The 21,575-nt window shown below is 46.3% G+C and carries 22 protein-coding genes; 2 read left to right on the forward strand and 20 right to left on the reverse strand.

The window, feature by feature from the left end; translation table 11 throughout:
* Nucleotides 1-12 precede the first annotated feature (12 nt).
* The 4 genes from ACPW7N_RS16920 to adhP form a co-directional block, all read right to left on the reverse strand.
* Nucleotides 13-552: an RNA 2'-phosphotransferase gene (locus ACPW7N_RS16920; RefSeq protein ID WP_425652286.1), complete on the reverse strand. Its 540-nt coding sequence runs from the start codon at nt 550-552 to the stop codon at nt 13-15.
* A gap of 192 nt (nt 553-744) precedes the next feature.
* Nucleotides 745-1,077: a DUF779 domain-containing protein gene (locus ACPW7N_RS16925; protein WP_425652287.1), complete on the reverse strand. Its 333-nt coding sequence runs from the start codon at nt 1,075-1,077 to the stop codon at nt 745-747.
* Nucleotides 1,078-1,085: 8 nt separating this feature from the next.
* Complete coding sequence (gene adh, locus ACPW7N_RS16930; RefSeq protein ID WP_425652288.1) at nt 1,086-2,606, reverse strand: aldehyde dehydrogenase; 1,521 nt, start codon at nt 2,604-2,606, stop codon at nt 1,086-1,088.
* Nucleotides 2,607-2,657: 51 nt separating this feature from the next.
* Nucleotides 2,658-3,671 carry an alcohol dehydrogenase AdhP gene (adhP, locus tag ACPW7N_RS16935; protein ID WP_425652289.1) on the reverse strand — a complete coding sequence of 338 codons (1,014 nt, stop codon included), beginning with the start codon at nt 3,669-3,671 and terminating at the stop codon, nt 2,658-2,660.
* 347 nt (nt 3,672-4,018) lie between these two features.
* Here adhP and ACPW7N_RS16940 point away from each other — a divergent pair, with 347 nt between their 5' ends.
* Entirely contained in the window at nt 4,019-5,878 is a 1,860-nt protein-coding gene (locus ACPW7N_RS16940; RefSeq protein WP_425652290.1) for a sigma-54-dependent Fis family transcriptional regulator, read from the forward strand.
* A gap of 113 nt (nt 5,879-5,991) precedes the next feature.
* The gene (locus ACPW7N_RS16945; protein ID WP_425652291.1) at nt 5,992-6,276 is read left to right on the forward strand and encodes a hypothetical protein; all 285 of its coding nucleotides are present in this window, start codon (nt 5,992-5,994) and stop codon (nt 6,274-6,276) included.
* A gap of 200 nt (nt 6,277-6,476) precedes the next feature.
* Here the strand turns inward: ACPW7N_RS16945 and ACPW7N_RS16950 are convergent, their stop codons facing one another.
* From ACPW7N_RS16950 to smc, 16 genes are all read right to left on the reverse strand, one after another.
* A complete protein-coding gene (locus ACPW7N_RS16950; protein ID WP_425652292.1) occupies nt 6,477-6,827 on the reverse strand; it encodes a YraN family protein in 351 nt (116 codons plus the stop codon).
* Nucleotides 6,824-7,117 carry an EscU/YscU/HrcU family type III secretion system export apparatus switch protein gene (locus ACPW7N_RS16955; protein WP_425652293.1) on the reverse strand — a complete coding sequence of 98 codons (294 nt, stop codon included), beginning with the start codon at nt 7,115-7,117 and terminating at the stop codon, nt 6,824-6,826. Before ACPW7N_RS16955 ends, ACPW7N_RS16950 begins: the two co-directional genes overlap by 4 nt.
* Nucleotides 7,114-9,336 (reverse strand): hypothetical protein, encoded by a 2,223-nt coding sequence (locus tag ACPW7N_RS16960; RefSeq protein ID WP_425652294.1) that lies wholly within the window; start codon nt 9,334-9,336, stop codon nt 7,114-7,116. The genes ACPW7N_RS16955 and ACPW7N_RS16960 overlap by 4 nt, the downstream gene beginning before the upstream one ends.
* A gap of 29 nt (nt 9,337-9,365) precedes the next feature.
* Nucleotides 9,366-10,151, reverse strand: a complete 786-nt coding sequence (locus ACPW7N_RS16965) for a ribonuclease HII (RefSeq protein WP_425652295.1) — start codon at nt 10,149-10,151, stop codon at nt 9,366-9,368.
* A 107-nt stretch (nt 10,152-10,258) separates the two neighbouring features.
* Nucleotides 10,259-11,161: a ribosome biogenesis GTPase YlqF gene (gene ylqF / locus ACPW7N_RS16970; RefSeq protein WP_425652296.1), complete on the reverse strand. Its 903-nt coding sequence runs from the start codon at nt 11,159-11,161 to the stop codon at nt 10,259-10,261.
* Nucleotides 11,162-11,240: 79 nt separating this feature from the next.
* Nucleotides 11,241-11,801, reverse strand: a complete 561-nt coding sequence (gene lepB, locus ACPW7N_RS16975; RefSeq protein ID WP_425652297.1) for a signal peptidase I — start codon at nt 11,799-11,801, stop codon at nt 11,241-11,243.
* A gap of 200 nt (nt 11,802-12,001) precedes the next feature.
* Complete coding sequence (gene rplS, locus ACPW7N_RS16980; protein WP_425652298.1) at nt 12,002-12,349, reverse strand: 50S ribosomal protein L19; 348 nt, start codon at nt 12,347-12,349, stop codon at nt 12,002-12,004.
* A gap of 162 nt (nt 12,350-12,511) precedes the next feature.
* Nucleotides 12,512-13,255 (reverse strand): tRNA (guanosine(37)-N1)-methyltransferase TrmD, encoded by a 744-nt coding sequence (gene trmD / locus ACPW7N_RS16985; protein ID WP_425652299.1) that lies wholly within the window; start codon nt 13,253-13,255, stop codon nt 12,512-12,514.
* Nucleotides 13,256-13,265: 10 nt separating this feature from the next.
* Nucleotides 13,266-13,781, reverse strand: coding sequence for a ribosome maturation factor RimM (gene rimM / locus ACPW7N_RS16990; RefSeq protein WP_425652300.1), 516 nt, complete (start codon nt 13,779-13,781; stop codon nt 13,266-13,268).
* The gene (locus ACPW7N_RS16995; protein WP_425652301.1) at nt 13,774-14,199 is read right to left on the reverse strand and encodes a YlqD family protein; all 426 of its coding nucleotides are present in this window, start codon (nt 14,197-14,199) and stop codon (nt 13,774-13,776) included. Before ACPW7N_RS16995 ends, rimM begins: the two co-directional genes overlap by 8 nt.
* Nucleotides 14,200-14,283: 84 nt before the next feature.
* Complete coding sequence (locus tag ACPW7N_RS17000; RefSeq protein ID WP_425652302.1) at nt 14,284-14,511, reverse strand: KH domain-containing protein; 228 nt, start codon at nt 14,509-14,511, stop codon at nt 14,284-14,286.
* Nucleotides 14,512-14,534: 23 nt separating this feature from the next.
* Nucleotides 14,535-14,810 (reverse strand): 30S ribosomal protein S16, encoded by a 276-nt coding sequence (gene rpsP / locus ACPW7N_RS17005; protein ID WP_425652303.1) that lies wholly within the window; start codon nt 14,808-14,810, stop codon nt 14,535-14,537.
* A gap of 86 nt (nt 14,811-14,896) precedes the next feature.
* On the reverse strand, nt 14,897-16,351 hold the full coding sequence (ffh, locus tag ACPW7N_RS17010) for a signal recognition particle protein (protein WP_425652304.1): 1,455 nt from the start codon (nt 16,349-16,351) through the stop codon (nt 14,897-14,899).
* Between the two features lie 11 nt (nt 16,352-16,362).
* A complete protein-coding gene (locus ACPW7N_RS17015; protein WP_425652305.1) occupies nt 16,363-16,701 on the reverse strand; it encodes a putative DNA-binding protein in 339 nt (112 codons plus the stop codon).
* A gap of 132 nt (nt 16,702-16,833) precedes the next feature.
* A complete protein-coding gene (ftsY, locus tag ACPW7N_RS17020; RefSeq protein WP_425652306.1) occupies nt 16,834-17,841 on the reverse strand; it encodes a signal recognition particle-docking protein FtsY in 1,008 nt (335 codons plus the stop codon).
* A 46-nt stretch (nt 17,842-17,887) separates the two neighbouring features.
* A complete protein-coding gene (smc, locus tag ACPW7N_RS17025; RefSeq protein ID WP_425652307.1) occupies nt 17,888-21,460 on the reverse strand; it encodes a chromosome segregation protein SMC in 3,573 nt (1,190 codons plus the stop codon).
* Nucleotides 21,461-21,575: the final 115 nt, after the last annotated feature.

Raw genomic sequence — 21,575 nt, forward strand, 5'->3', positions numbered from 1 at the left:
TCAAATCCTTTTTTATACTTCCGAAATGTACTTCTTATCTACCCTATCTGCTAACCAAACCATCTCATTGCCATGGTAAAAACGAATCCCATCTAGCCAAGCATCTTTCGCATTTATCTTGAGAATTACCGGCTCATTATCTCTTCTTTTTCCAACTTGAATAGCAGTTTCTTTTTCTTCTGAAAGGTGTACATACTGCCTTCCTTTTGGCAGCAGTCCCTGTTCTAGAATAAGAGCAACAAATTTCTTGGGTGTTCCATGAAAGAGAATGTCTGGTGGTTTCATCACATCTTTCATTATCTTCCTCGGTACTGAATGTCCATACAGCGCTCGTATTTTTCCATCTTTAATCTCATGGCGTTTCTTATCCGATTGAGAAATCATTGTATGTAAATCATTTTCGTCAAGATTACTCCACTTGGACTGTTCGTGGAATGAATATAGCAACTGTTCGATACTGACCCATCCATGTTCATCTAGTTCTAACTCATATTCATGAGGGGCATGTCGCAGGGCATAGGAGAGTTCTTTACTTAACTTTTGATAGTCCATACAGTCACTTCCTTCTTTCATAGAAATCTCATCTCAAAATCTCTTCCGTATGTCCACCTTTGTTCAGCATGTTGTTTCTCTCTTTTTACCCGATCGTACCATATATGGTGGATTAATACATTCTGATTTTTAACAAGAAAAGCCTTGCCCTTCCTCGAATCAACAGGAAAGACAAGGCAAATATCACAACAATTATCGATTACCGAAGCTAAGGATAAACCGAACCCTCTCCGATCCTTCCAAAGAAAACATTCCACTCCTACCAGACGCAATATCCAATACAATCTCTTTATCTGTCCAATATTCTGCCAGCGTTTTGTTGCTGTAGATCTGGCATTCTCCTACTTTGCCCAATAAAATATCCGATTCGCCAATCAGTAATTCTCCCACAGGCAAGCACATCGGCGTTGTCCCGTCACAGCACCCGCTCGACACATGAAACAGGAGCGGACCGTGCTTTTCCTGCAGACGTTCTATTAGCTTCAATGCGGCATCAGTAGCAACTAATTTTTGCTCGTTTGCCATTGAACCGTTTAGAAGAAACCTAATGCATTAGGGCTATAACTGACGAGCAAGTTCTTCGTTTGCTGATAGTGTGCGAGCATCATTTTGTGCGTCTCCCGACCGATACCTGAAACCTTGTATCCTCCAAATGCCGCATGTGCTGGGTACGCATGGTAGCAGTTCGTCCAGACACGTCCTGCTTCAATACTCCGCCCCATCCGGTACGCCGCATTGATATCTCTTGTCCAGACACCCGCTCCAAGCCCGTACAACGTGTCATTGGCAATGGCCAGTGCTTCTTCTTGATCCTTGAAAGTAGTGACTGATACTACGGGGCCAAAAATCTCTTCCTGGAAGATTCTCATTTTGTTATTACCTTTAAATACGGTAGGTTGAATATAGTAACCGCCCTGCAAGTCACCTTCAAGAACTGCTTTGCCCCCGCCGATCAGACATTCAGCACCCTCTTGTCGCCCGATGTCTATGTAACTGAGGATTTTTTCGACTTGTTCCATGGATGCCTGAGCTCCGATCATTGTATCTGTATCCAGTGGATTTCCCTGCTTGATGCTGGCTACTCGTTGCAGTGCTCTTTCCATAAATGGTTCGTAGATCGATTCTTGGATGATTGCACGAGATGGACACGTGCACACTTCTCCCTGATTGAGGGCAAATAAGACGAAGCCTTCTATGGCCTTATTAAAGAATTCATCATCCTTCTGACAAACGTCTGCGAAGAAAACATTTGGGGACTTGCCACCCAGCTCCAATGTTACGGGGATAATCGTTTGGGAAGCGTACTGCATGATCAGGCGACCCGTTGTTGTCTCTCCGGTAAAGGCAATTTTCGAAATCCGATTACTGGATGCCAGTGGCTTTCCTGCTTCCAAACCGAACCCGTTGACGACATTTAGCACTCCAGGAGGGAGCAAATCCTGGATCAATTCAACCAATACCAAGATGGAAGCTGGTGTCTGCTCTGCTGGCTTCAACACCACACAGTTACCTGCCGCAAGTGCCGGAGCGATTTTCCATGCTGCCATCAGGATGGGGAAGTTCCACGGAATAATCTGACCCACTACTCCTAATGGTTCATGAAAATGATAGGAAACCGTATCTCCATCAATCTCACCAAGGGTGCCTTCCTGTGCACGAATACAACCGGCAAAATAACGGAAATGATCGATTGCGAGCGGAATATCAGCAGCAAGCGTCTCACGTACTGGCTTCCCGTTTTCCCACGTTTCGGCTACAGCTAAAGTCTCCAGATTTGCTTCCATGCGGTCCGCAATCTTGTTAAGTATTGCCGCTCTTTCTGTCACTGATGTTTTGCCCCATGCTCCTTTGGCTGCGTGTGCGGCATCCAATGCAAGCTCAATATCCTCGGATGATGAACGGGCAACTTCGCAAAACGCCTGTCCTGTTACAGGGGTAATGTTCTCAAAATACTCTCCTTTCACGGGAGCAACCCATTTGCCGCCAATGAAATTATCGTAACGTTTTTTGAATTCTACTTTTGCTCCAGATTGTCCGGGTTGTGCATAAATCATGTAAATGTCCCCCTTCAAAGGATTTTTTTATTGAACAGTTGAAGAATTCTATTAATCAATTGTCAAAACGATCCGACCATTGATTTGACCTTTTTCCATTTTGTCGAACACGTCATTGATATCATCGAGTTTAAAAGTTTCATAAATGACTTTCACTTTACCTTCAGAAGCGAATTGCAATGACTCTTGCAGGTCTTTTCTTGTACCGACAATTGAGCCTTTTACTTGTACTCCATTCAGGACAGTATCAAAAATCGGGAGCGGCAAATCCCCTGTTGGCAAACCTACGATGACGCAAGTACCGCCACGACGGATGGACCGATAGGCTTGCTCAAATGCTTTGGCAGTCACCGCTACGCTGATGGCTGCATGTACACCGCCAACCTGCTCTTCAATAAAGGCTACAGGATCGGTATCCATTGCATTCACTGTCAAATCAGCACCCAATCGGGTAGCCAACTCCAGCTTCTCCTGATGAATGTCAACAGCTACTACGTTGAGTCCCATCGCTTTGGCATACTGCAGGGCCACATGCCCAAGACCGCCGATACCATAGATGGCAACCCAATCACCCGGTTTGGTCTCGGATACCTTCAATGCTTTATACGTGGTTACGCCAGCGCAAAAAATCGGTGCTACCTCTTCATAGCTCAAATTGTCCGGAATTTTGCAAACGTACGCCGCAGGTGCCTTGCAGTACTCCGCATATCCGCCATCGACTGAGTAGCCGGCATTCAACTGATCTTTGCAGAGCGTCTCCCATCCTGTCAGGCAGTATTCACATTCGCCGCAAGCTGAGTAGAGCCAGGGGATTCCTACACGATCTCCCACTTTAATGTTTTTGACGCCTTCTGCAACTTCAACTACAACACCAACCCCTTCATGTCCAGGGATCAAAGGCAGCTTTGGCTTGACTGGCCAATCACCATGTGCAGCATGGAGGTCTGTATGGCATACCCCGCATGCTTTAATCTGTACCAGAATCTCACCGTGTTCCAATGTTGGTTTTTCAACCTGCTTGATTTCCAGCTTCTCTTTGAATTGATTGACTACCGCAGCTTTCATAACCATTCACTCCCCCAAAAATGTAAGTGCTTACATTCGTGAAATATTGCATGTTTGATGCCAACAGTTGAACATGGCATTCTCACCTATTTCATCTGTAACTTTTGCCTGCAATCGTATCTCAGTTGTTCCATTGTGGAGCAGTACAGTGATCCATTTTGGAACAATTGTCTCGGCAAAATGAACACTAACTCGAGAGATCAGGTGTGGCTTGGCTTCAACTAAAAACAGGCAGAGATATTTGTCGGCATATTTCCTGAAAATTCTATTATCTTTTAGTATAATCTGTTACAATACAAGTAACTTTTTGTGAAAACTTCTTATCTTTCGTGATGTGAGGTGTTTCTATGACGATTGATTCTGTCAGATCGACAGGGGTAATTCCCTTACATATTCAAGAATCTTGGAAGCGCTGTCAGTCAACCGGACTACATCCTACAACCATTGATAAAGAAATCATCATCGGGGAGTACGAGCTAACCGAATACAATGAGCGGTATGCTGAGCTTCTCTACTACTCTGCACCAGTTCTAGAAGATGTCTACCAGTATATTCGTGGAACAGATACTCTTTTGCTGATTGCTTCTCCAGAAGGTTACATCATTGATTGTTTGGGAGACCCCTCCTTCATGCGCCATGCTGATCACGTCTCTCTTCGGAAGGGTGCTAACTGGCTGGAAGAATTCAAAGGTACCAATGCGATTGGAACTGCTATTGTGGAGAAAAAGCCTGTCCTAGTTCACGGTAACCAGCACTTTTTACACGATAATCACTTTCTCACCTGTGCGGCTACACCTATTTACCATCCGGAAGGACAATTGCTGGGTGTTCTCAATGTAAGCAGCTATCACCAGAACTATCATCCTCATACGCTAGGCCTGGTTAGAAGAGTGGCGCACAGTATCGAACAAGCTATTTTTCTTGCAAACTCTCAGAAAATGACCAGGAAGCTGTCAAACGACCTTGATTATATTTACTATCATCACCCTTCTTCGCTCATTACTATCGATAAAAAAGGAACGATTACCCGAATCAATTCAGAGGCAGCACGGATTATCGGATGCAGAGAAGAAACCGCAGTCGGTCTTCCAATCACCCGCTTCTTGCCAGAGATTCATACCAGCAAGCTTGCAGACGCATCGGAACACAAGAAATATGTTTGTAAAAACATTGTGTTCACCCCCCGCCTCCTTCCAAGCAACCATTCCGATCAGGCATATCTTCTGTTACGCGGAGAACCCCTTAAGCAGCTCGACACACATGGCAATCGTTACGATTTCTCAGATATACTGAGCGCTGATCCACAATTGGATGAAGTGACCTCAATTGCTAAACGAGTGGCGCCATTGGATATGAGTATCTTGATCAGTGGTGAAAGTGGTACGGGCAAGGAGCTGTTCGCCCAGTCCATTCATGCTGCAAGCCTACGATCTGACAAGCCTTTCATTGCTATCAATTGCAGTGCGATTCCTGACAGCTTGCTGGAGAGTGAGTTATTTGGGTATGAAAAAGGGGCATTTACCGGGGCAAAATCAAACGGACAAATCGGGAAATTCGAAGCTGCTGATGGAGGTACATTGTTTCTGGATGAGATTGGCGATATGCCTTTAGCTGCACAGGCAGTTTTGCTTCGGGTATTGCAGGAAAAGTGTGTGACGAGAATTGGCGGAATTATTCCTCGTCCGGTAGATGTGCGAATTATTGCCGCTACTCACAAAGACTTAACCAAAGAAATTGAGGCTGGCAGGTTTCGAGCCGATCTGTATTTTCGTCTGAACGGTTTCACACTAAGGCTGCCTGCCCTTCGTCATCGAAGCGATTTGCTCATGTTGGCCGATCACATTTTCGCTCAGCTTCCATTTACCAAAGGAAAACCTGTCTGTACCGAGGATGCCAAACGGTTTATCCAGACATATGAATGGCCAGGTAATTTCAGACAGCTCTATAATGTCTTGCAGCAAGCTGCATTTTTGGCCGAAAACAAACCGATCACCCATTCATTGCTGCACACTCTCTGTCCGACTGCTCCTTCTTCTTCACCGGCCAAGAGTCAAACTCAGCAAGAGAAAATGAGCATCCGTGATCAGGAAATTGCTTTGATCAAACAAGCACTGGAACTGCATCAGGGAAATATCACTCAGGCTGCAAAACAACTGAAAATTGGCCGAAATACGCTGTATCGAAAGCTGAAAGAGTATCAGCTTTAGCAGCTTTTAACATACAAGTTACCATTTGCACTCTTGCGTTTCCCATCGGGGAGAGAGTACTCTACCAGTAGGAATTGTCCGTACAATTAGCCTGCGAAAGTGGAGTGACGATCTTGCCCGATCTTTTTTTCGTCTCAGCAATAGTCAATATTTTCTTAGGAACATTTATTTTCTGTATCGGACTGCTTTTGATACATGCTAGCTTACGCAAAGTGAATCCGGAAGCCACTTTTTCCATTCGTACATATTGTCTGATATTTATGGCGGCAGCAATTGCCTATGCCCTCATCTCGCATGAAGTACCTTACTTCTTTGTGATCGCCGCTATCGTGCTTTCCGTGATTGCGCTTGTTGTGATCTGGTCGATTTTCGTCTACAAGCGGCTGTCTGGGAAATAATTCAAAAAAAGAACCCTCTGACTTTGCAGAGGGTTAAGAGGTGATGATGTTTGGAGGAGTTCATCGCGTCGAGTACAATACATCCTACGCTGCAATCATGATACTTGCTGTAGACGTTTCCCCAACTGGCAGGCCTAATTCACCCTGTCAACCTGCCTAAATGTGTGATTTCCTCGTCCATTTGCCTCTTTGCCCATTCGTTAAAATGCATGTGGGATATGGACAATCTCATATTTTTGATTGGCAGCCAGTACGATCGAACAGACATCAAACCGAAAAGAACTCGCCCCTTTATTCATTTGCAAATAATGGAGGGCGAGTTCTCGAAGTTTTTGCTGTTTTTTACGTGTAACGGATTCAACCGGGAGCCCGTATCTTGCCTGGCGTCTCGTCTTTACCTCAACAAATACAAGCGTTTGACGATCAAGTGCAACGATGTCAATCTCTCCATATCTTGTTTGAACATTCCGCTCAACAATTTTCAGACCTTTTTTTACAAGATATGATGCAGCGATTTCTTCTCCCCATTGTCCTAGCTCACGCTGATTCATCTGGGGCGACCTTCCCGGTCCATCCGATAAATGAATGCTAGTATCTCTGCAACCACCTGATACAACTCAGGTGGTATTTGTTGATCTATATCCAACTTGCCCAGCAGCTCAACCAATGAAGGATCTTCCTGAATCGGTATCCGATGTTCTTTTGCTTTTTGCAGGATGTTTTCGGCGATGAAACCTTTGCCCTTGGCAACTACAGACGGTGCTTCAGATACACCCGCCTGATACCGAAGGGCAACCGCCTGCTTTCGTTTCGGGACAGTTGGTTTGTCGGATTGGCTCATACTCGGAGGTCCACTCCTTTATAAGCACTTCCTAGGTTCACTGGCTGTGGTGAATTGCCTGATCTGCTCTTCCCTTCCGGAATCGGTTGTGACTTCAGATTGGATAAGAGATAGCCTGCGTCTCGCAATTGTCCCGCAAACGTATCCTTGCCGACAGCAATCAGTCCTTCCACCCACGGCAAATCATTATAAATGTTGATATTCACAATTTTATTGACGATATTTACATCTACCATGGTGATCCCGAGGGAATGCAGATCGAGATTAAAGAACAGGCGACAGTTATCCGGGTCAAGCTGTCCGCCATCTTTTTTCTTAGACTCAATTTGAATAAAAGCCGTCTCATCTCCATTTTCGGTACGCAGTGGAATTTGCATGACTACTTGAGAAATGGCTTGATTGGTTGGTTGCGAAAGCATAAGCTGTTGGCCTGTCACTTGCTGAAGCAATGTTTCTGCGGCATCTTTCAGACCTGCAGGCAAATTTCCTGATGCTTGCGATACCTGTAACAGCAGTGATTTTACATTTTCCAAGCTTGTATCCAGTTTGGACAACTCGGCAAAGCGAGGGCCAACCAGTTGCCTTTCGTGTGAAACACCCAACTTTTGGAACAAATCCTTCAACAGTTGAGATTTGTCATCATTGCCTGTTGCTCGTTGATTAGCCAGTTCACCTGTCCCTACATTTTCTCCCGGGTTCAATCGGTTCGGATTGGTGAGGTTTTCTTTTCCATTCACAGTTGGTTGTTCTGGCGGGAAGCCAACAAAGCCACTCGGTGAATAAATCGAATTGTTGACCTGAATCGATCTTGTCTCCATGTTGGCAGGAACCGCTGTCTGTTGTGTCGTATTGTTCAGTGCTTGTATTCCCTCTTTTTGGGTAGGGGTTGCATTCGCTGCAGCAGGTGTCACCTTTTGTGAAGCAGGTTGGCTCTGCGATGCTGATTGACTTTGCGATGCTGATTGACTCTGTATTGCTGTTTGCCTTTGTGCTGCAACTTGATCTTCGCCAGTCAAATTCAGGTTAGGGACGGTATTGCCCTGTGCGCTTGCAGATTGGTTCAGTATCTGTTGCTGATTTCCTGCAGCCTGACTGAGTGTAGTAGCTTGATTGGTTTGCAAAGGTATACTTGTATTGGGTACCGGTTGGGGTACTTGGTTTCCTGTTGTCAATGTGTTCGGTTGAGCAATCGACGCTTGTGTGCTCGTTGCCTGATTGTTCATTGCCTGATTACCACCTTGCTGTGTGGTGGCAGATGATAAGTTCGGATTGCTACCCTGTTGTGTGGTTGTAGTGGCTTGCTGTACACTTGGGTTGCTTCCTTGTTGTATGACGGCAGGCTGTGTTCCTGGATTGTTATTCTGAACCACATGTAACTGGTTTGCATTTGCTTGGGATGACACTGTTTGTGCTGTATTTGTCTGTCCAGCATTTCCTTGAGCACTGTTACCAGATAAGGAGACAGGCGACGGATTGGCTTTCGTCTGGTTTTCCGATTGAGCGATCACAGGCAGCTCTACTGGCAAGCTGCTGACCTTTGCCAATGCTTTGGAAACCAATTGTCGCAACCCTGTCTGATCTGCTACGGCAGCCCCGTTTTTGGAAGATGGCGCTGTAGTAGTTTCATTTGGTTCCTGTGCCAGAAAAGCTTCGACTTCCTTTACGAATTGTTGAATGGTTTCTGAAATTGGCTTGCCTGATAAAAAGGCCTTGAGAGAACCCACCACATCATTCGTTAATGGGAGATTTCGTTTCATCGCCAAAACAAACACATCCACAACTTCCTGGGAGTTCCCTTGCGCCTTCGCTATTTCAAGAAAAGCATTGACTGTTTCTTTGGTTACAGGAAGGTTCTGTCTCACCAAGGTCTGCACTAGTGCCCGGCTTTCCTCGCTCTCCGGGATACCCAGCGATTTCATCAGACCTTCCATCGATGGCTCCTGCAATTGCTGCGGATTTTCTGGAGAGGTAAGTACTTTTAACGTAACTGGATTTGTCGAAGGCTGTACTTGCAACCACGCTTTCTGCCCTACTTCCAGATTCGCTTCCAGCTTGGCAGAGACCGTCACGCCCCCCATTTGGACCAGAGCCATATTGTCGGGAAGCAGTTTGGTCACTGTCCCTTTGAAAACTTGTCCAGGCTCAAGCTCGATTGGTTTTTGCGTTGTGGACGATATGCGATTGAACATGGACGACATTAGTTGCCCGGCCTGTATCATATATTCCCCCTCCTTTCAACAACAGTGCATTAACCGATTTGTTCTTCCTTCACTCCGCCAAAAGACATACGGTGAATTGGGGATGGGCCCAGTCTGCGGATTGCTTCCATGTGCTCTGCCGTACCGTAGCCGGCATTTTTTTCAAAACCATAGCCAGGATACTTGTTGCCCCACTCTTCCATGAGCTTGTCCCTTGTCACCTTTGCCACAATCGAGGCAGCAGCAATTGAGATGCTTTTGCCATCCCCGCCGATTATCGGGATTTGCCGATAAGGCATGTTTGGAATATGTACTGCGTCAATCAAACATACATCAGGTGTGCAACCTGCATCCTGAACAGCTAGAATCATAGCCTCACGAGTAGCCTCCAGGATATTGATTTCATCAATTCGTTTTGCATCTACAATCCCCACACCTACGTGAAGGGCGTCTCGTTTGATTATTTCGTAAAATGCCTCTCGGGTAGCAAGCGGTACTTTTTTCGAATCGTTCAATCCTGGCAAATAGAAATCTTCTGGTAACGCTACCGCACAAGCAACTACTGGCCCTGCCAGCGGTCCTCTGCCTACTTCATCAATCCCGATGATGATCCGATTCCCCTGTTCTCTCAGTTGCCGTTCATGCTGGCTCATTTCTTGCCATTTTTGGGCAAGCTTTTGCTGTGCTTCTCTTTTTTGATGATATATTTTCACTAAATCAAGAACACCTTTACGCTTATCCGACAGTAACAATTGTTCCGTTTCAGCCGGAAGATCTCCACTTAGTTGGTCGAGCCATTGCTTTACTTTAGTTATCGACATTTTTGCAAAATCCATCTAGTATTTCTCCCTGCATCAAAATCTGGTGGTTCGAAAAGATAAAAACCGCCTACTTTTCATAGTAGACGGTAACAGCTCTCATCGCAATTTTTTCTTTTCAACCACTATTTACTATCTTCGTAGATCGAAGAGGGCTTGCCAATTGGGACTTCCATCTGCCAATCGATCGGCCTCTCCAGCGAAATCGTTCCTAACTTGCCGGAGCGCAGTTCACGGAGGAAAATCTCGGAGGCTTTATCATAATCAACCTGCCCTCCAGAAATCAGACAGCCACGCTTTTTGCCAACAATTTCAAGCATTTCAACGCCATCCTCTGGCAACTGATCGATCTTGAATCGGTCTTTGAGTTGCTCTGGATAGTAATGCAGCATGTATCTTGTCACAAACAGGGCAACTTCTCCAAAGTCAAGCAGTTCGTCTTTAATGGCACCACTCGCTGCCAGTCTGAGACCAACCATCTGATCCTCAAACTTCGGCCACAAGATTCCCGGAGTATCCAGCAATTCCAGGGTATCGCCCATTTTTACCCACTGTTGCGATTTCGTGACCGCAGGACGATCTCCTGTTTGCGCAACGGAGCGTTTGGATAATCGATTGATCAGAGAAGATTTGCCCACGTTGGGAATACCCAAAATCATAATGCGAATGGCACGTGCTTGCATGCCCCTGTCTGAGCGTTTTTGCAGCATTTCGGATGCCAACTCCTGGCAAAGTGCAGGAAGTTTGTTTACCCCTTTACCTGATAACGCATCGATCGGCAGCGTCCGTATTCCTTGTTCCCGAAAGTAAGCCATCCACTGATCAGTTGCTTTATCATCCGCCAGATCCGCTTTGTTGAGCAGAATCAAACGTGGTTTTTCCGCGACAATCTCATCAATCATCGGATTGCGACTGGAAAGGGGAAGTCTTGCGTCCAATAACTCAATCACAACGTCAATCTGCTTTAATTTCTCTGTGACCTGACGACGTGCTTTAGCCATATGACCAGGGAACCATTGAATCGCCATGTTATCACCTTCTTTGTCAATTAATAAAATACCCACCCGACAGATACGCTAGGTGGGGGCTGATTCCTATCACTTGCTACTACCTTGTCATTCTTACGGAATTCAATGGCCAAAAGACAAATTCCGCTCGTCCGACAACTGTTTTCAGATCAACCGGGCCAATCGCACGGCTGTCGTGGCTGTTTAATCGGTTGTCACCCATCACGTAAATTCTGCCCTCGGGAATCGTAAGTGGCCCGAAATCTTCCGTTAACGGGATATCCTGGCCTTTGATGTTCTCTCGGTTCTCGGCAAGATACGGTTCATCCACTTCTTTGCCGTTAATAAAAAGCACATCATTTCTCATCTCGATGGTATCACCGGCAACGGCTATCACTCGTTTGATGTAATCACGCTTGGCTTCAGCATGAAATACGATGATATCGCTACGTTGCGGTTCACCTATGTAGTAAATGGCCTTATTTACCACTAGCTTCTCTTCGTTATGTAGGGTGCTCTCCATTGATTGCCCTTCTACGATAAAGGGAGCAAACAAAAAGGTCCGAATAAAAAAAGCGAGTGCGATCGCAACAGCAAGAGCTTTTACCCACTCCCACGCTTCATTGTTGCCTTTGCTGGAGGTTTGTGCTGCTTCACTCATATCTATTATCCTCCTGCTTCTTTATAAATATTAACGTGATGTTCGGTCTGTTCGAAAACAGCTTTGTACAAACACGATATAGATTACTATAGCAAAATCCCGCCTATATGAAAAGTTTATCAAGAAAACGTTATATTCTCGATAATCCAGTTCAAACGTGAAAAAAAGGAGGACTGGAATCCAGACCCCCTTTGGTTCTCTTATCGACGAATTTCTTTAATACGAGCTGCTTTACCAACACGGTCACGCAGGTAGTAGAGTTTCGCACGACGAACACGTCCATGACGAACGATTTCGATTTTATCGATTTTCGGTGTGTGCAAGAGGAACGTACGCTCAACACCAATACCGTAAGATACTTTACGAACTGTGAATGTTTCGCTAACACCAGTACCACGACGGCGGATAACTACGCCTTCGAACAACTGGATACGTTCGCGCTGACCCTCGATAACTTTTACGTGTACACGTACAGTATCACCCGGTCTGAATGCAGGAAGGTCCTGTTTCAATTGTTCTTGTTCCAATGCGCGGATCACTTGATTCATTATAATTCCCTCCTTCCACCAGACGTTCATACTCGCCTCAGGTTCGTTGCGAGATGGCACAGTTGCCATCTTACGAGTAGCGGACCGTCTTACTAACGGGCAAAATTGCCACAAGAAGTATATTAACACATTGGACAGGCAACATCAAGAGAAAATCCTAAATTATTCGGTTTGTTTTTCCAATTCGGATTGTAGTTCTTGCAGTAGCTGTCTCATTTCCTTAGTAAGCTCCATCTCTTCCAACAGCTCAGGGCGACGCTCCAGTGTCCTGCGAAGAGACTCCTTCAGACGCCAGCGCTCGATATTGGCATGGTGTCCAGACAGCAAAATATCAGGAACTTTCCAGCCGCGATATTCTGCGGGACGTGTATAATGAGGGTGCTCCAAGAGTCCGGTGGAAAAAGAATCAGACACGGCTGAGGTTTCATTCCCAAGAGCGCCCGGCTGCAAACGGACGACACTGTCGATAATGACCATCGCCGCCAACTCGCCACCAGTCAGCACATAGTCCCCGATGGAGATTTCATCTGTCACCAAGTGTTGTCTGATCCGCTCGTCATAGCCTTCGTAATGACCACATAAAAACACGAGATGCTCTTCATTGGCCAACTCTTCTGCGAGCTTTTGATTATAGCGCTTTCCCTGCGGGCACATAAGTACGACACGAGGTTTGGAATCACCTGTGACTGCCTCTACTGCGTTAAACAGCGGTTCTGGCTTCAGCACCATGCCTCCGCCTCCACCATAAGGTGTGTCGTCCACCGTGCCATGTTTGCTTTCCGAGAACTCACGGAAGTTCGTCACCTGGAAGTTGACGATCCCTTTCTCTGCTGCCTTGCCCAGGATGCTTGAATGTAGAACGCCAGAGAACATTTCAGGAAAAAGCGTAAGGACATCAATTCTCATATGCGCCCCCCTACAGCAACCCTTCCATCAGATGGCAGACAATCCGTTTGTTCTTCACGTCTACCTCTTTGATACACTCATCAATAAACGGAAGCATGATCTCTCCACGCTTTCCTTTGACGACCCAGACGTCATTGGCACCTGGCTGTAATACTTCGACGATCTTGCCCAAATCCTCACCGTCATCCGTGACAACCTGACATCCTACCAATTGATGGATATAAAATTCATCGTCTTCGAGATCCAACAGCTCTTCTTCGCTGATTTTCAATTCTCCGCCTTTGTACTTCTCGATGTCGTTGATCGAATTGTAGCCTTGGAACTTGAGCAATTCAAAATCTTTATGGTTACGCCTAGAAGCGACTTTTAGCCGAATCGGTTGGGACAGGGTGGGGTGAAATAAATACAGTTCAGCCCCAATTGCAAAGCGCTCATCTGGAAAATCCGTTGTCGATACCACTCGCACTTCGCCCTGTAATCCCTGTGTGTTGACAAGCTTGCCAACGGTGTAAAACTTCTCACTCATCGCTCTTCTTCCCTCCTTGCCGAATGTCGATGACTACCCCGTCTTTTAGTATGATTTCTGTACCGTCCATGATTTCATCCCATACATCGCCAACGTTTACCTGTACACTGCTCTCAACAGTCGTATGGTAAATCTCGCTGCCTTCCGGGAGGTTCTCCACTTGTTTCACCTGAAATTGAAGCATCTCCATTTTTTCTTTTCTGATGCGTTCCTCACGTGCGATTCGTTCCGCCATAAATTTGTATGTATCGCCAGTCTTTTTCTGTGCATCGGCAAGTAATTTTTTACGCTGGAATTGCCACTGCTCCAACTCGCTCTGCACTTGTTTTATCTGACGGTTGTATTGAGAGAGCAAGAGCAACCGAGATGCCTCCGTCAGCACTATTTTCACTTGAACGGGTCGATGAATCGTGATCACAGAAAAACCTCCCCCCTCATCCGGACGCTCGCACACTCTTTACTATAGTACAAAAAAGACTGGGACGCATCCCAGCCTTCTTTTTTATACGATTTCAACGGTCACACGCTTGTCTGAATTGACTCCAGCAGCAGTAACAACTGTGCGTAGAGATTTTGCGATACGTCCTTGTTTGCCGATGATTTTACCCATATCACTTGGGTGAACAGATAATTCAAAGACCAGAAGACGTTCCTTCTCTACAGCGTTGACTCGTACCTCTTCCGGATGATCTACAAGAGCCTTTGCGATCAGTTCGACTAACTCTTTCATACAGAACCCTCCGTCAGAGATGCTTACTTCTTGCCAAATTTGGCTTCGTTCACTTGAGCAAGTACACCTACTGTAGAGAGCAGGTTACGAACTGTATCGGTTGGAGCTGCACCGTTCAAGATCCATTGAACAGCTTTCTCCGTATCGATATTGAGAACAGCCGGTTGAGCTACCGGATTGTAGTAACCAATCTCCTCGATGAAACGACCATCACGTGGGGAACGAGAGTCAGCAACAACTACACGGTAGAAAGGAGCTTTCTTGGAACCCATACGCTTAAGACGAATTTTAACTGCCATGTTGTTCACCTCCTATAAAAATCAACGCATACAACGTTGGTATTTCTTTATCTGAACTATCGCTTGGATGCGATAAGAGTTCAACTTTATTTAAATGGTGGTTTGAAGTTAAACGGGAAGTTGAGTCCGCCCTTCTTCTTGTCATCCATTCCCGGAAGCCCTGGCAAGTTTGGCATTTTGCCTCCGCCCAGACCTGGGATATTGAATCCACCTTTTTTGTTGCCTTTTTTCTTCATTTTGGTAGCCATGCCAGAGAACTGCTTCATCATTTTCTTCATTTCTTCGAATTGCTTGATGAAACGGTTTACTTCCTGAACAGTCGTACCTGCACCTGTTGCGATGCGGCGACGACGGCTTGCATTCAAAAGATCAGGGTTGGCACGCTCTGCTTTGGTCATCGATTTCACAATGGCTTCTGTGCGAGCCACTTGTTTCTCGTCGATCTTCAGGTCTTTCATGCCTTTCATCTTGTTCATGCCAGGCAGCATTCCCAATAGATCTTCCAATGGACCAAGCTTGCGCATTTGTGCCATCGAGTCGAGGAACATGTCAAAGGTGAATTCCCCTTGACGCATTTGACGCTCCATCTCTTTGGCCTTCTCTTCGTCAACCGCTTCCTGTGCCTTCTCAATCAGGCTGAGTACGTCACCCATGCCAAGAATTCGGGAAGACATGCGGTCCGGATGGAATGGCTCCAATGCATCCAGCTTCTCACCCATACCAGCAAACTTGATTGGCTTGCCAGTTACTGCTTTAACGGAGAGTGCTGCACCACCACGGGTATCACCGTCAAGCTTGGTGAGAATGACGCCCGTCAACTCCAACTGATCGTTGAAGCTTTCGGCCACATTCACGGCATCTTGACCAGTCATCGCATCGACGACGAGTAAAATCTCATCAGGTTTGGCTACTTCACGTAACTGTTTCAGCTCATCCATCAATGTTTCATCGATGTGCAAGCGACCAGCGGTATCGATCAGCACGTAGTCCAGGTGATTCGCTTTGGCATGCTCAATTGCTTGTCTCGCAATTTCAACCGGACTTACCTGATCACCCAAGGTAAACACAGGCGCTTTGACCTGCTCACCTAAAACTTGAAGCTGTTTGATCGCAGCCGGACGATAGATGTCGCCTGCAACCAACAGTGGTTTGCGATTTTGTTTTTGCAGATATTTGGCAAGTTTCCCTGTGGTGGTCGTTTTACCGGCACCCTGCAAACCTACCATCATCACGACAGTTGGCGATTTTGGAGCAACGGCAATTGATGCTACGCTGCCTCCCATTAACTCGGTCAATTCCTCGTTAACGATCTTGATGACCATCTGTCCTGGAGTTAAACTTTTCAGTACTTCCTGACCTACCGCACGCTCTTTGATACGAGCGACGAAGTCTTTGACAACTTTAAAGTTAACGTCAGCTTCGAGAAGAGCGAGTCTTACTTCACGCATCGCCTCGTTGACCGCTGTTTCGTCAATCTTGCCTCTGCCTCGCAGCTTGTCAAAAGCATTCTGCAACCGACTTGCTAAACTTTCAAAGGCCATGTCAGCCCCTCCTAATCCATCTCAGACAGCTGGCGGAGCAAAGAAAGTAGCTCCTCTTGAGAATCACTTCTGTTCAAGTTTTTTACCAAGCTAAACATCTTCTCTAGCATCAACTGGCGCTGTTCATGCTTATGAGTAAGCTGCAGCTTTTGTTCATATTCAAACAGTTGCTTCTCTGCACGTTTGATATGATCATAAACCGCTTGACGACTCACTTCATGCATTTCGGCAATTTCGCCTAGCGACAGATCGTCCAAATAGTAGAGCTCCAGATATTCTCGCTGTTTCCCTTTGAGTAGCATGGCATAAAAGTCAAACAAAACATTCACTTGATTGGTCTTTTCTAACATGGAACCAATCCTTTACTTGATGATTCTCTTATGAACAACGTGTAAAGTTTTTCCCTTTACAGAGCCAGATATAATACTATCTAATTCTCCGCCCACTGTCAAGTATTTTTATTGACACAGAAAAATTGAATTTTATTCGGTCGGATTTGGCTGTTCCTCGGCCTTGTCAATCAGCCCTGCAAATAGGGCATGAACGAATTGCTCCGCATCAAATGGCTGCAAGTCATCCATCTTTTCACCAAGTCCAACATACTTCACCGGGATATTCAATTCATTGCGGATGGCGATGACAATACCACCCTTTGCCGTGCCGTCCAGCTTGGTTAACACAAGTCCAGAAACTCCTGCCGAGGTACCAAACGTCTTGGCCTGCGACAATGCATTCTGACCAGTAGTTGCATCGAGAACCAGAAGTACCTCATGAGGCGCATCCGGAATCTCACGCTGTAACACCCGGTATACTTTATTCAATTCATCCATCAAATGTTGTTTGTTTTGCAAACGTCCTGCTGTATCGACCAGAAGAACATCTACACCTCTGCTCTTTGCTTCCTGAACTGCGTCGAAAACTACGGCTGCAGGATCAGATCCCTGATCTTTTTTCACTACATCGACTCCGACACGCTGCCCCCAAACCTCCAATTGTTCGATGGCTGCGGCACGGAATGTATCGCCTGCAGCAAGCAGCACTTTCTTTCCTTGCTGTTTAAACATGTGTGCCATTTTACCGATCGTGGTTGTTTTTCCTACCCCGTTTACCCCAACGTATAAAATGACGTTCATTCTGCCCTCTTTTACGTTCAGGGAGACGTCCTGTTTCTCGTCATTTTTGAGCAACCCAACCAGCTTTTCAGAAAGAATGGGCTGCAAGTCGAGAGCGTTCTCGATCTTGTGCTTCTTTGCTTCTACACGAAGCTCGTCGATCAGCTCCATAACAGTGCTGACGCCTACATCGGCAGCAATCAAAATTTCTTCCAACTCTTCGAAAAAGCTCTCATCCAGCTTTTTGTACCTGCGAACCAGTGCTTCTACCTTTTCCACCAGAGCATCTCTTGTCTTGGTCAACCCATCAGTAAACTTTTGAGTGACCTCTTCGGACTTCTGGAATATGGCGTCTTTCAGCTTTTTAAAAAAGCTCATGGTTTATTTCCTCCTTCAATGACTTCGGGCTGTGGCAAAATTCGTGCTAGGATGCGCTCTCAATCATTTTCTTGGTATCTTCCAGCTTGACGGACACCAGTTTGGATACGCCGCCTTCCTGCATGGTAATACCATATAATACATCTGCACTTTCCATCGTGCCTTTGCGGTGGGTAACACAGATGAATTGGGTCTGCTTGCTAAAGTGGTGCATGTACTCGGCAAATCGGCTCACGTTGGCTTCATCAAGGGCCGCCTCTACCTCATCGAGCACACAGAACGGAACTGGCTTTACTCGTAAAATGGCGAACAATAACGCCATGGCCGTAAAGGCACGCTCCCCCCCTGAGAGTAGGGCAAGGTTTTGCAGCTTTTTGCCTGGAGGTTGGGCCACAATGTCGATACCTGTTTCCAGCAGGTTGTCTGGATTGGACAAGACGAGATCTGCTCTACCTCCGCCAAATAATTGAACAAACACATCCTGGAACTGTTCACGGATCAAATCGAACGTCTCCCGGAATCGGCGTGACATCTCTTCGTCCATTTCTCGAATCACCTGATACAGCATATCCTTGGCTTCATTCAAGTCTGCTTCCTGACTACTTAAAAACTCCATGCGCTCCGAAAGACGCTCATACTCTTCGATTGCGCCCAGATTCACCGTGCCCAGTGCGGCAATTTCTTTTTTCAGTTTGTTTACGATCTGCTGCTGTTCGTTGATGGCAAGCTCTGACGGGTATTTCTGCTTTGCCAGCTCATAGCTTAACTCATATTCTTCAGAAAGTTTATTTAGAAGATGATCCAATTCTACATCGAAGCGATTTTTCTTCACTTCTTCCTGATGCAGAATATCCTCTAATCCTTTCACTTGCTTACGGATTTCTTTAACCTCTACTTCGATTTGTTCTTGAGCAGCAAATAGGGTAGCCCGCTCCGAACGCCGCTCGGCAATCAGGTTGCTGACACGTTCCTTATCCTGGCGCAGCTCACTGATTTTGCTGTCCAATTCGGTAGTAGATGATTCGTTGTTGCCCTCTAACGCATCGTAGGAGGCCAATGTGCGGTTTGCTTCATCCCATTCGTGTTGCAAACTGCTCTTTTGCTCGGCAAGACGCTTCACTTGCTCTTGACGGGATTGATACTCCTGCTTAACTTGTGCGGCTTTTACCTTAAGCGAAGTAATGCGTTCGTTCATTTCTTCCTTGTTGGAAAGCTGCTCTTGACGTCTCGTCTCAGCAAGCGCAATTGCCTCTGTCAGTTGTTTCTCTTCTTCTGTGAGGACAAGCAGTTTGTCTTCAGATTGCACCAGCTTCGTTTGAGCATCCTTGATTTCTCGTGAATGCCCCTCCAAATCCTGGGTCAAAAGGAACAGGCGTTCAGACAAATTCTTGCTTTCTGCTTCCACTTGCTGCAACAAGCCCTTGAACTCCTGCTCTCGCAAACGGAAACTCTCACCCTGTGTACGAAGCTCTTCCTGGCGAGCTTCGGTCTCCTGCACCAGACGAGACAATTTTTCGATCGTCTCTTGATGCGAGATAATCTGTTTGTCTACTTCGGCGAGCGTTGTTTCCAGCTCTTCTGCCTGACGACCACGCCCCAACAAATTGGAGGTGTTCTTTTTCAGCGCACCACCAGTCATGGAACCGCCTGCGTTCACCAAGTCTCCATCTAATGTAACGACACGATAGCGGTACCCTAGCATGCGAGCGACCTGGTTAGCTTGCTCCAGTGTCTCTGTCACAATGACGGTACCAAGCATGGACTCGACAATCGCACGATAGGTGTTGTCAAAAGAGATTAACTCACTGGCAATCCCGACGACACCCGTTGCCTGTTTCAGCTGCCTCTGGTCTGAATCCTGCAGTGTGCGTGACTTGATTACGGAAAGCGGCAGGAACGTCGCTCGTCCCAAGTTATTTTTCTTCAAGTAGGCAATTGCGTCACGGCCTGCTACTTCGTCGTTTACGACTACGTTTTGCAAGGCACCGCCCAACGCAACTTCTACTGCTGTTTCCACTTTCTCAGGCACTTTGATCAACTCGGCAACGGCACCGTGGATACCTTTCATTCCTTTGTCCCGTGCTTTGAGAATTTCTTTAACGCCTTGCTGGAAACCGCTGAATTCAGCCTGCATCTCTTTAATTAGATCAAGACGGGACTTCAAGGATTCACGACGTTGCTCATCTTGTCTGAGCAACTGACGGGCTTTTTCCACCTGAAGCTGATTGTTTTTCATCGCTTCTATTAATTCTTTATAGGTCGTAAGCGATGCTTGTATACTCTCTTCAAGCTGGGAAAGTTCTTTTGTGTATTCATTTTGTTTGGTTAAACGAGCTTGTTCCTCTTGATCGAGCTTCGATTTTTCTTGTGTAAGGCGATCAATTCTTGCTTGATTGGTCTGTGTTACCTGTTGCAGGTGGCGAATCTCGTTTCGCAGGCTGGCCATTTCATTCAGTTTCTCAAAGTAATCACTTTTGAGCTTGTCCACATCGTCAGATGCCGCCTGGACAATTTCAGCATATTGAATGCCCGCATCGTCGAGCGATTTTTGCACTTGATCGAGATTTTGCTTGGCCTCATCCTGCAATTTCAATTCTTCCTGCAATTCTGCTTCGATCGTATGCTGCTTCTCGGTTAACCGGTGCAACTGCTCCATGGTCGCTTGTCGGTTGGCTACCAGGTTACGCTGACGCTCCTTGAGTACTTCCCGTTGACCTTCGACCTTCTCCGTCTCTTCACTCACCGTCAGGAGTATTTGCTGCAACTCTTCGATCGATTGGTCGATCTGGGTGACTTTGAAACGAGCCTGCTCCAGATCAGCTTCACGGGTGCTGGCTTGTGTCGAGAGCTGCACCAATTCCCCCTGCAAGCGATCGACTCGCTGGTTCGCTTCTTCCCATTTCTCATGTGTGGCTTCGATTTGTTGCACATAGAGAGCTACCTCGTGAGTCTTGAGCTGTTTGCTTAATTCCAAATAGGATTTGGCTTTCTCTGCTTGCTCGGCAAGCGGTCCGACCTGTTCCGAAATTTCGCTTACAATATCGTGAATACGAACGAGGTTCTGTTCCGTTTCATCCAGCTTTTTCTCAGCTTCCCGCTTACGGGACTTGTATTTCACAATACCCGCCGCTTCTTCAAATATGCCACGGCGGTCTTCTGCTTTGGTACTTAGAATTTCTTCAATTCGGCCTTGTCCGATAATGGAATAAGCCTCTTTTCCGACACCCGTATCCATGAACAGCTCCATGATGTCCTTGAGACGGCAGGAGCGTTTGTTAATGTAATATTCACTATCACCTGAACGGTACACCCGTCTGGTCACTGTAACCTCAGAATATTCAAGGTCAAGGGATCGATCCGTGTTATCCAGTGTCAATGAGACTTCAGCAAAGTTAACCGGCTTGCGTGAGTCGCTTCCGGCAAAAATAATATCCTCCATCTTGGTACCACGCAATGATTTGGCGCTTTGTTCCCCTAACACCCAGCGTATAGCATCTGATACGTTACTTTTGCCGCTGCCATTTGGCCCGACAACTGCAGTAACACCCGGTACAAACTCCAATTCGGTACGATCGGCAAATGATTTAAAGCCGACTATTTCCAACCGTTTCAGATACATACGTGCTTCATCCTCCTAATTCAAAACGGTCATGACCGTTTTTTGACCGCAAGCGGTCACATCCACTTTTATGACAAGGTACCTCAGCGTCACACCTGGCATCTACTTCGGTAAA

The organism is Brevibacillus nigriterrae, assembly GCF_049846925.1.
GTDB lineage: Bacteria > Bacillota > Bacilli > Brevibacillales > Brevibacillaceae > Brevibacillus_H.

What these genes read in the sequence shown, in the direction of transcription:
- ACPW7N_RS16950 (WP_425652292.1), bottom strand. Translation starts at nt 6,827, where the DNA reads ATGAATCAGCGTGAGCTAGGACAATGGGGAGAAGAAATCGCTGCATCA.
- ACPW7N_RS16940 (WP_425652290.1), top strand. Translation starts at nt 4,019, where the DNA reads ATGACGATTGATTCTGTCAGATCGACAGGGGTAATTCCCTTACATATT.
- adh (WP_425652288.1), bottom strand. Translation starts at nt 2,606, where the DNA reads ATGATTTATGCACAACCCGGACAATCTGGAGCAAAAGTAGAATTCAAA.
- trmD (WP_425652299.1), bottom strand. Translation starts at nt 13,255, where the DNA reads ATGAGAATTGATGTCCTTACGCTTTTTCCTGAAATGTTCTCTGGCGTT.
- ACPW7N_RS16920 (WP_425652286.1), bottom strand. Translation starts at nt 552, where the DNA reads ATGGACTATCAAAAGTTAAGTAAAGAACTCTCCTATGCCCTGCGACAT.
- ACPW7N_RS17000 (WP_425652302.1), bottom strand. Translation starts at nt 14,511, where the DNA reads ATGAAAGAGTTAGTCGAACTGATCGCAAAGGCTCTTGTAGATCATCCG.
- rplS (WP_425652298.1), bottom strand. Translation starts at nt 12,349, where the DNA reads ATGAATCAAGTGATCCGCGCATTGGAACAAGAACAATTGAAACAGGAC.
- ACPW7N_RS16960 (WP_425652294.1), bottom strand. Translation starts at nt 9,336, where the DNA reads ATGATACAGGCCGGGCAACTAATGTCGTCCATGTTCAATCGCATATCG.
- ylqF (WP_425652296.1), bottom strand. Translation starts at nt 11,161, where the DNA reads ATGGCGATTCAATGGTTCCCTGGTCATATGGCTAAAGCACGTCGTCAG.
- ffh (WP_425652304.1), bottom strand. Translation starts at nt 16,351, where the DNA reads ATGGCCTTTGAAAGTTTAGCAAGTCGGTTGCAGAATGCTTTTGACAAG.
- rpsP (WP_425652303.1), bottom strand. Translation starts at nt 14,810, where the DNA reads ATGGCAGTTAAAATTCGTCTTAAGCGTATGGGTTCCAAGAAAGCTCCT.
- lepB (WP_425652297.1), bottom strand. Translation starts at nt 11,801, where the DNA reads ATGAGTGAAGCAGCACAAACCTCCAGCAAAGGCAACAATGAAGCGTGG.
- ftsY (WP_425652306.1), bottom strand. Translation starts at nt 17,841, where the DNA reads ATGAGCTTTTTTAAAAAGCTGAAAGACGCCATATTCCAGAAGTCCGAA.
- ACPW7N_RS16925 (WP_425652287.1), bottom strand. Translation starts at nt 1,077, where the DNA reads ATGGCAAACGAGCAAAAATTAGTTGCTACTGATGCCGCATTGAAGCTA.
- ACPW7N_RS17015 (WP_425652305.1), bottom strand. Translation starts at nt 16,701, where the DNA reads ATGTTAGAAAAGACCAATCAAGTGAATGTTTTGTTTGACTTTTATGCC.
- smc (WP_425652307.1), bottom strand. Translation starts at nt 21,460, where the DNA reads ATGTATCTGAAACGGTTGGAAATAGTCGGCTTTAAATCATTTGCCGAT.
- ACPW7N_RS16955 (WP_425652293.1), bottom strand. Translation starts at nt 7,117, where the DNA reads ATGAGCCAATCCGACAAACCAACTGTCCCGAAACGAAAGCAGGCGGTT.
- rimM (WP_425652300.1), bottom strand. Translation starts at nt 13,781, where the DNA reads ATGAGTGAGAAGTTTTACACCGTTGGCAAGCTTGTCAACACACAGGGA.
- adhP (WP_425652289.1), bottom strand. Translation starts at nt 3,671, where the DNA reads ATGAAAGCTGCGGTAGTCAATCAATTCAAAGAGAAGCTGGAAATCAAG.
- ACPW7N_RS16965 (WP_425652295.1), bottom strand. Translation starts at nt 10,151, where the DNA reads ATGGATTTTGCAAAAATGTCGATAACTAAAGTAAAGCAATGGCTCGAC.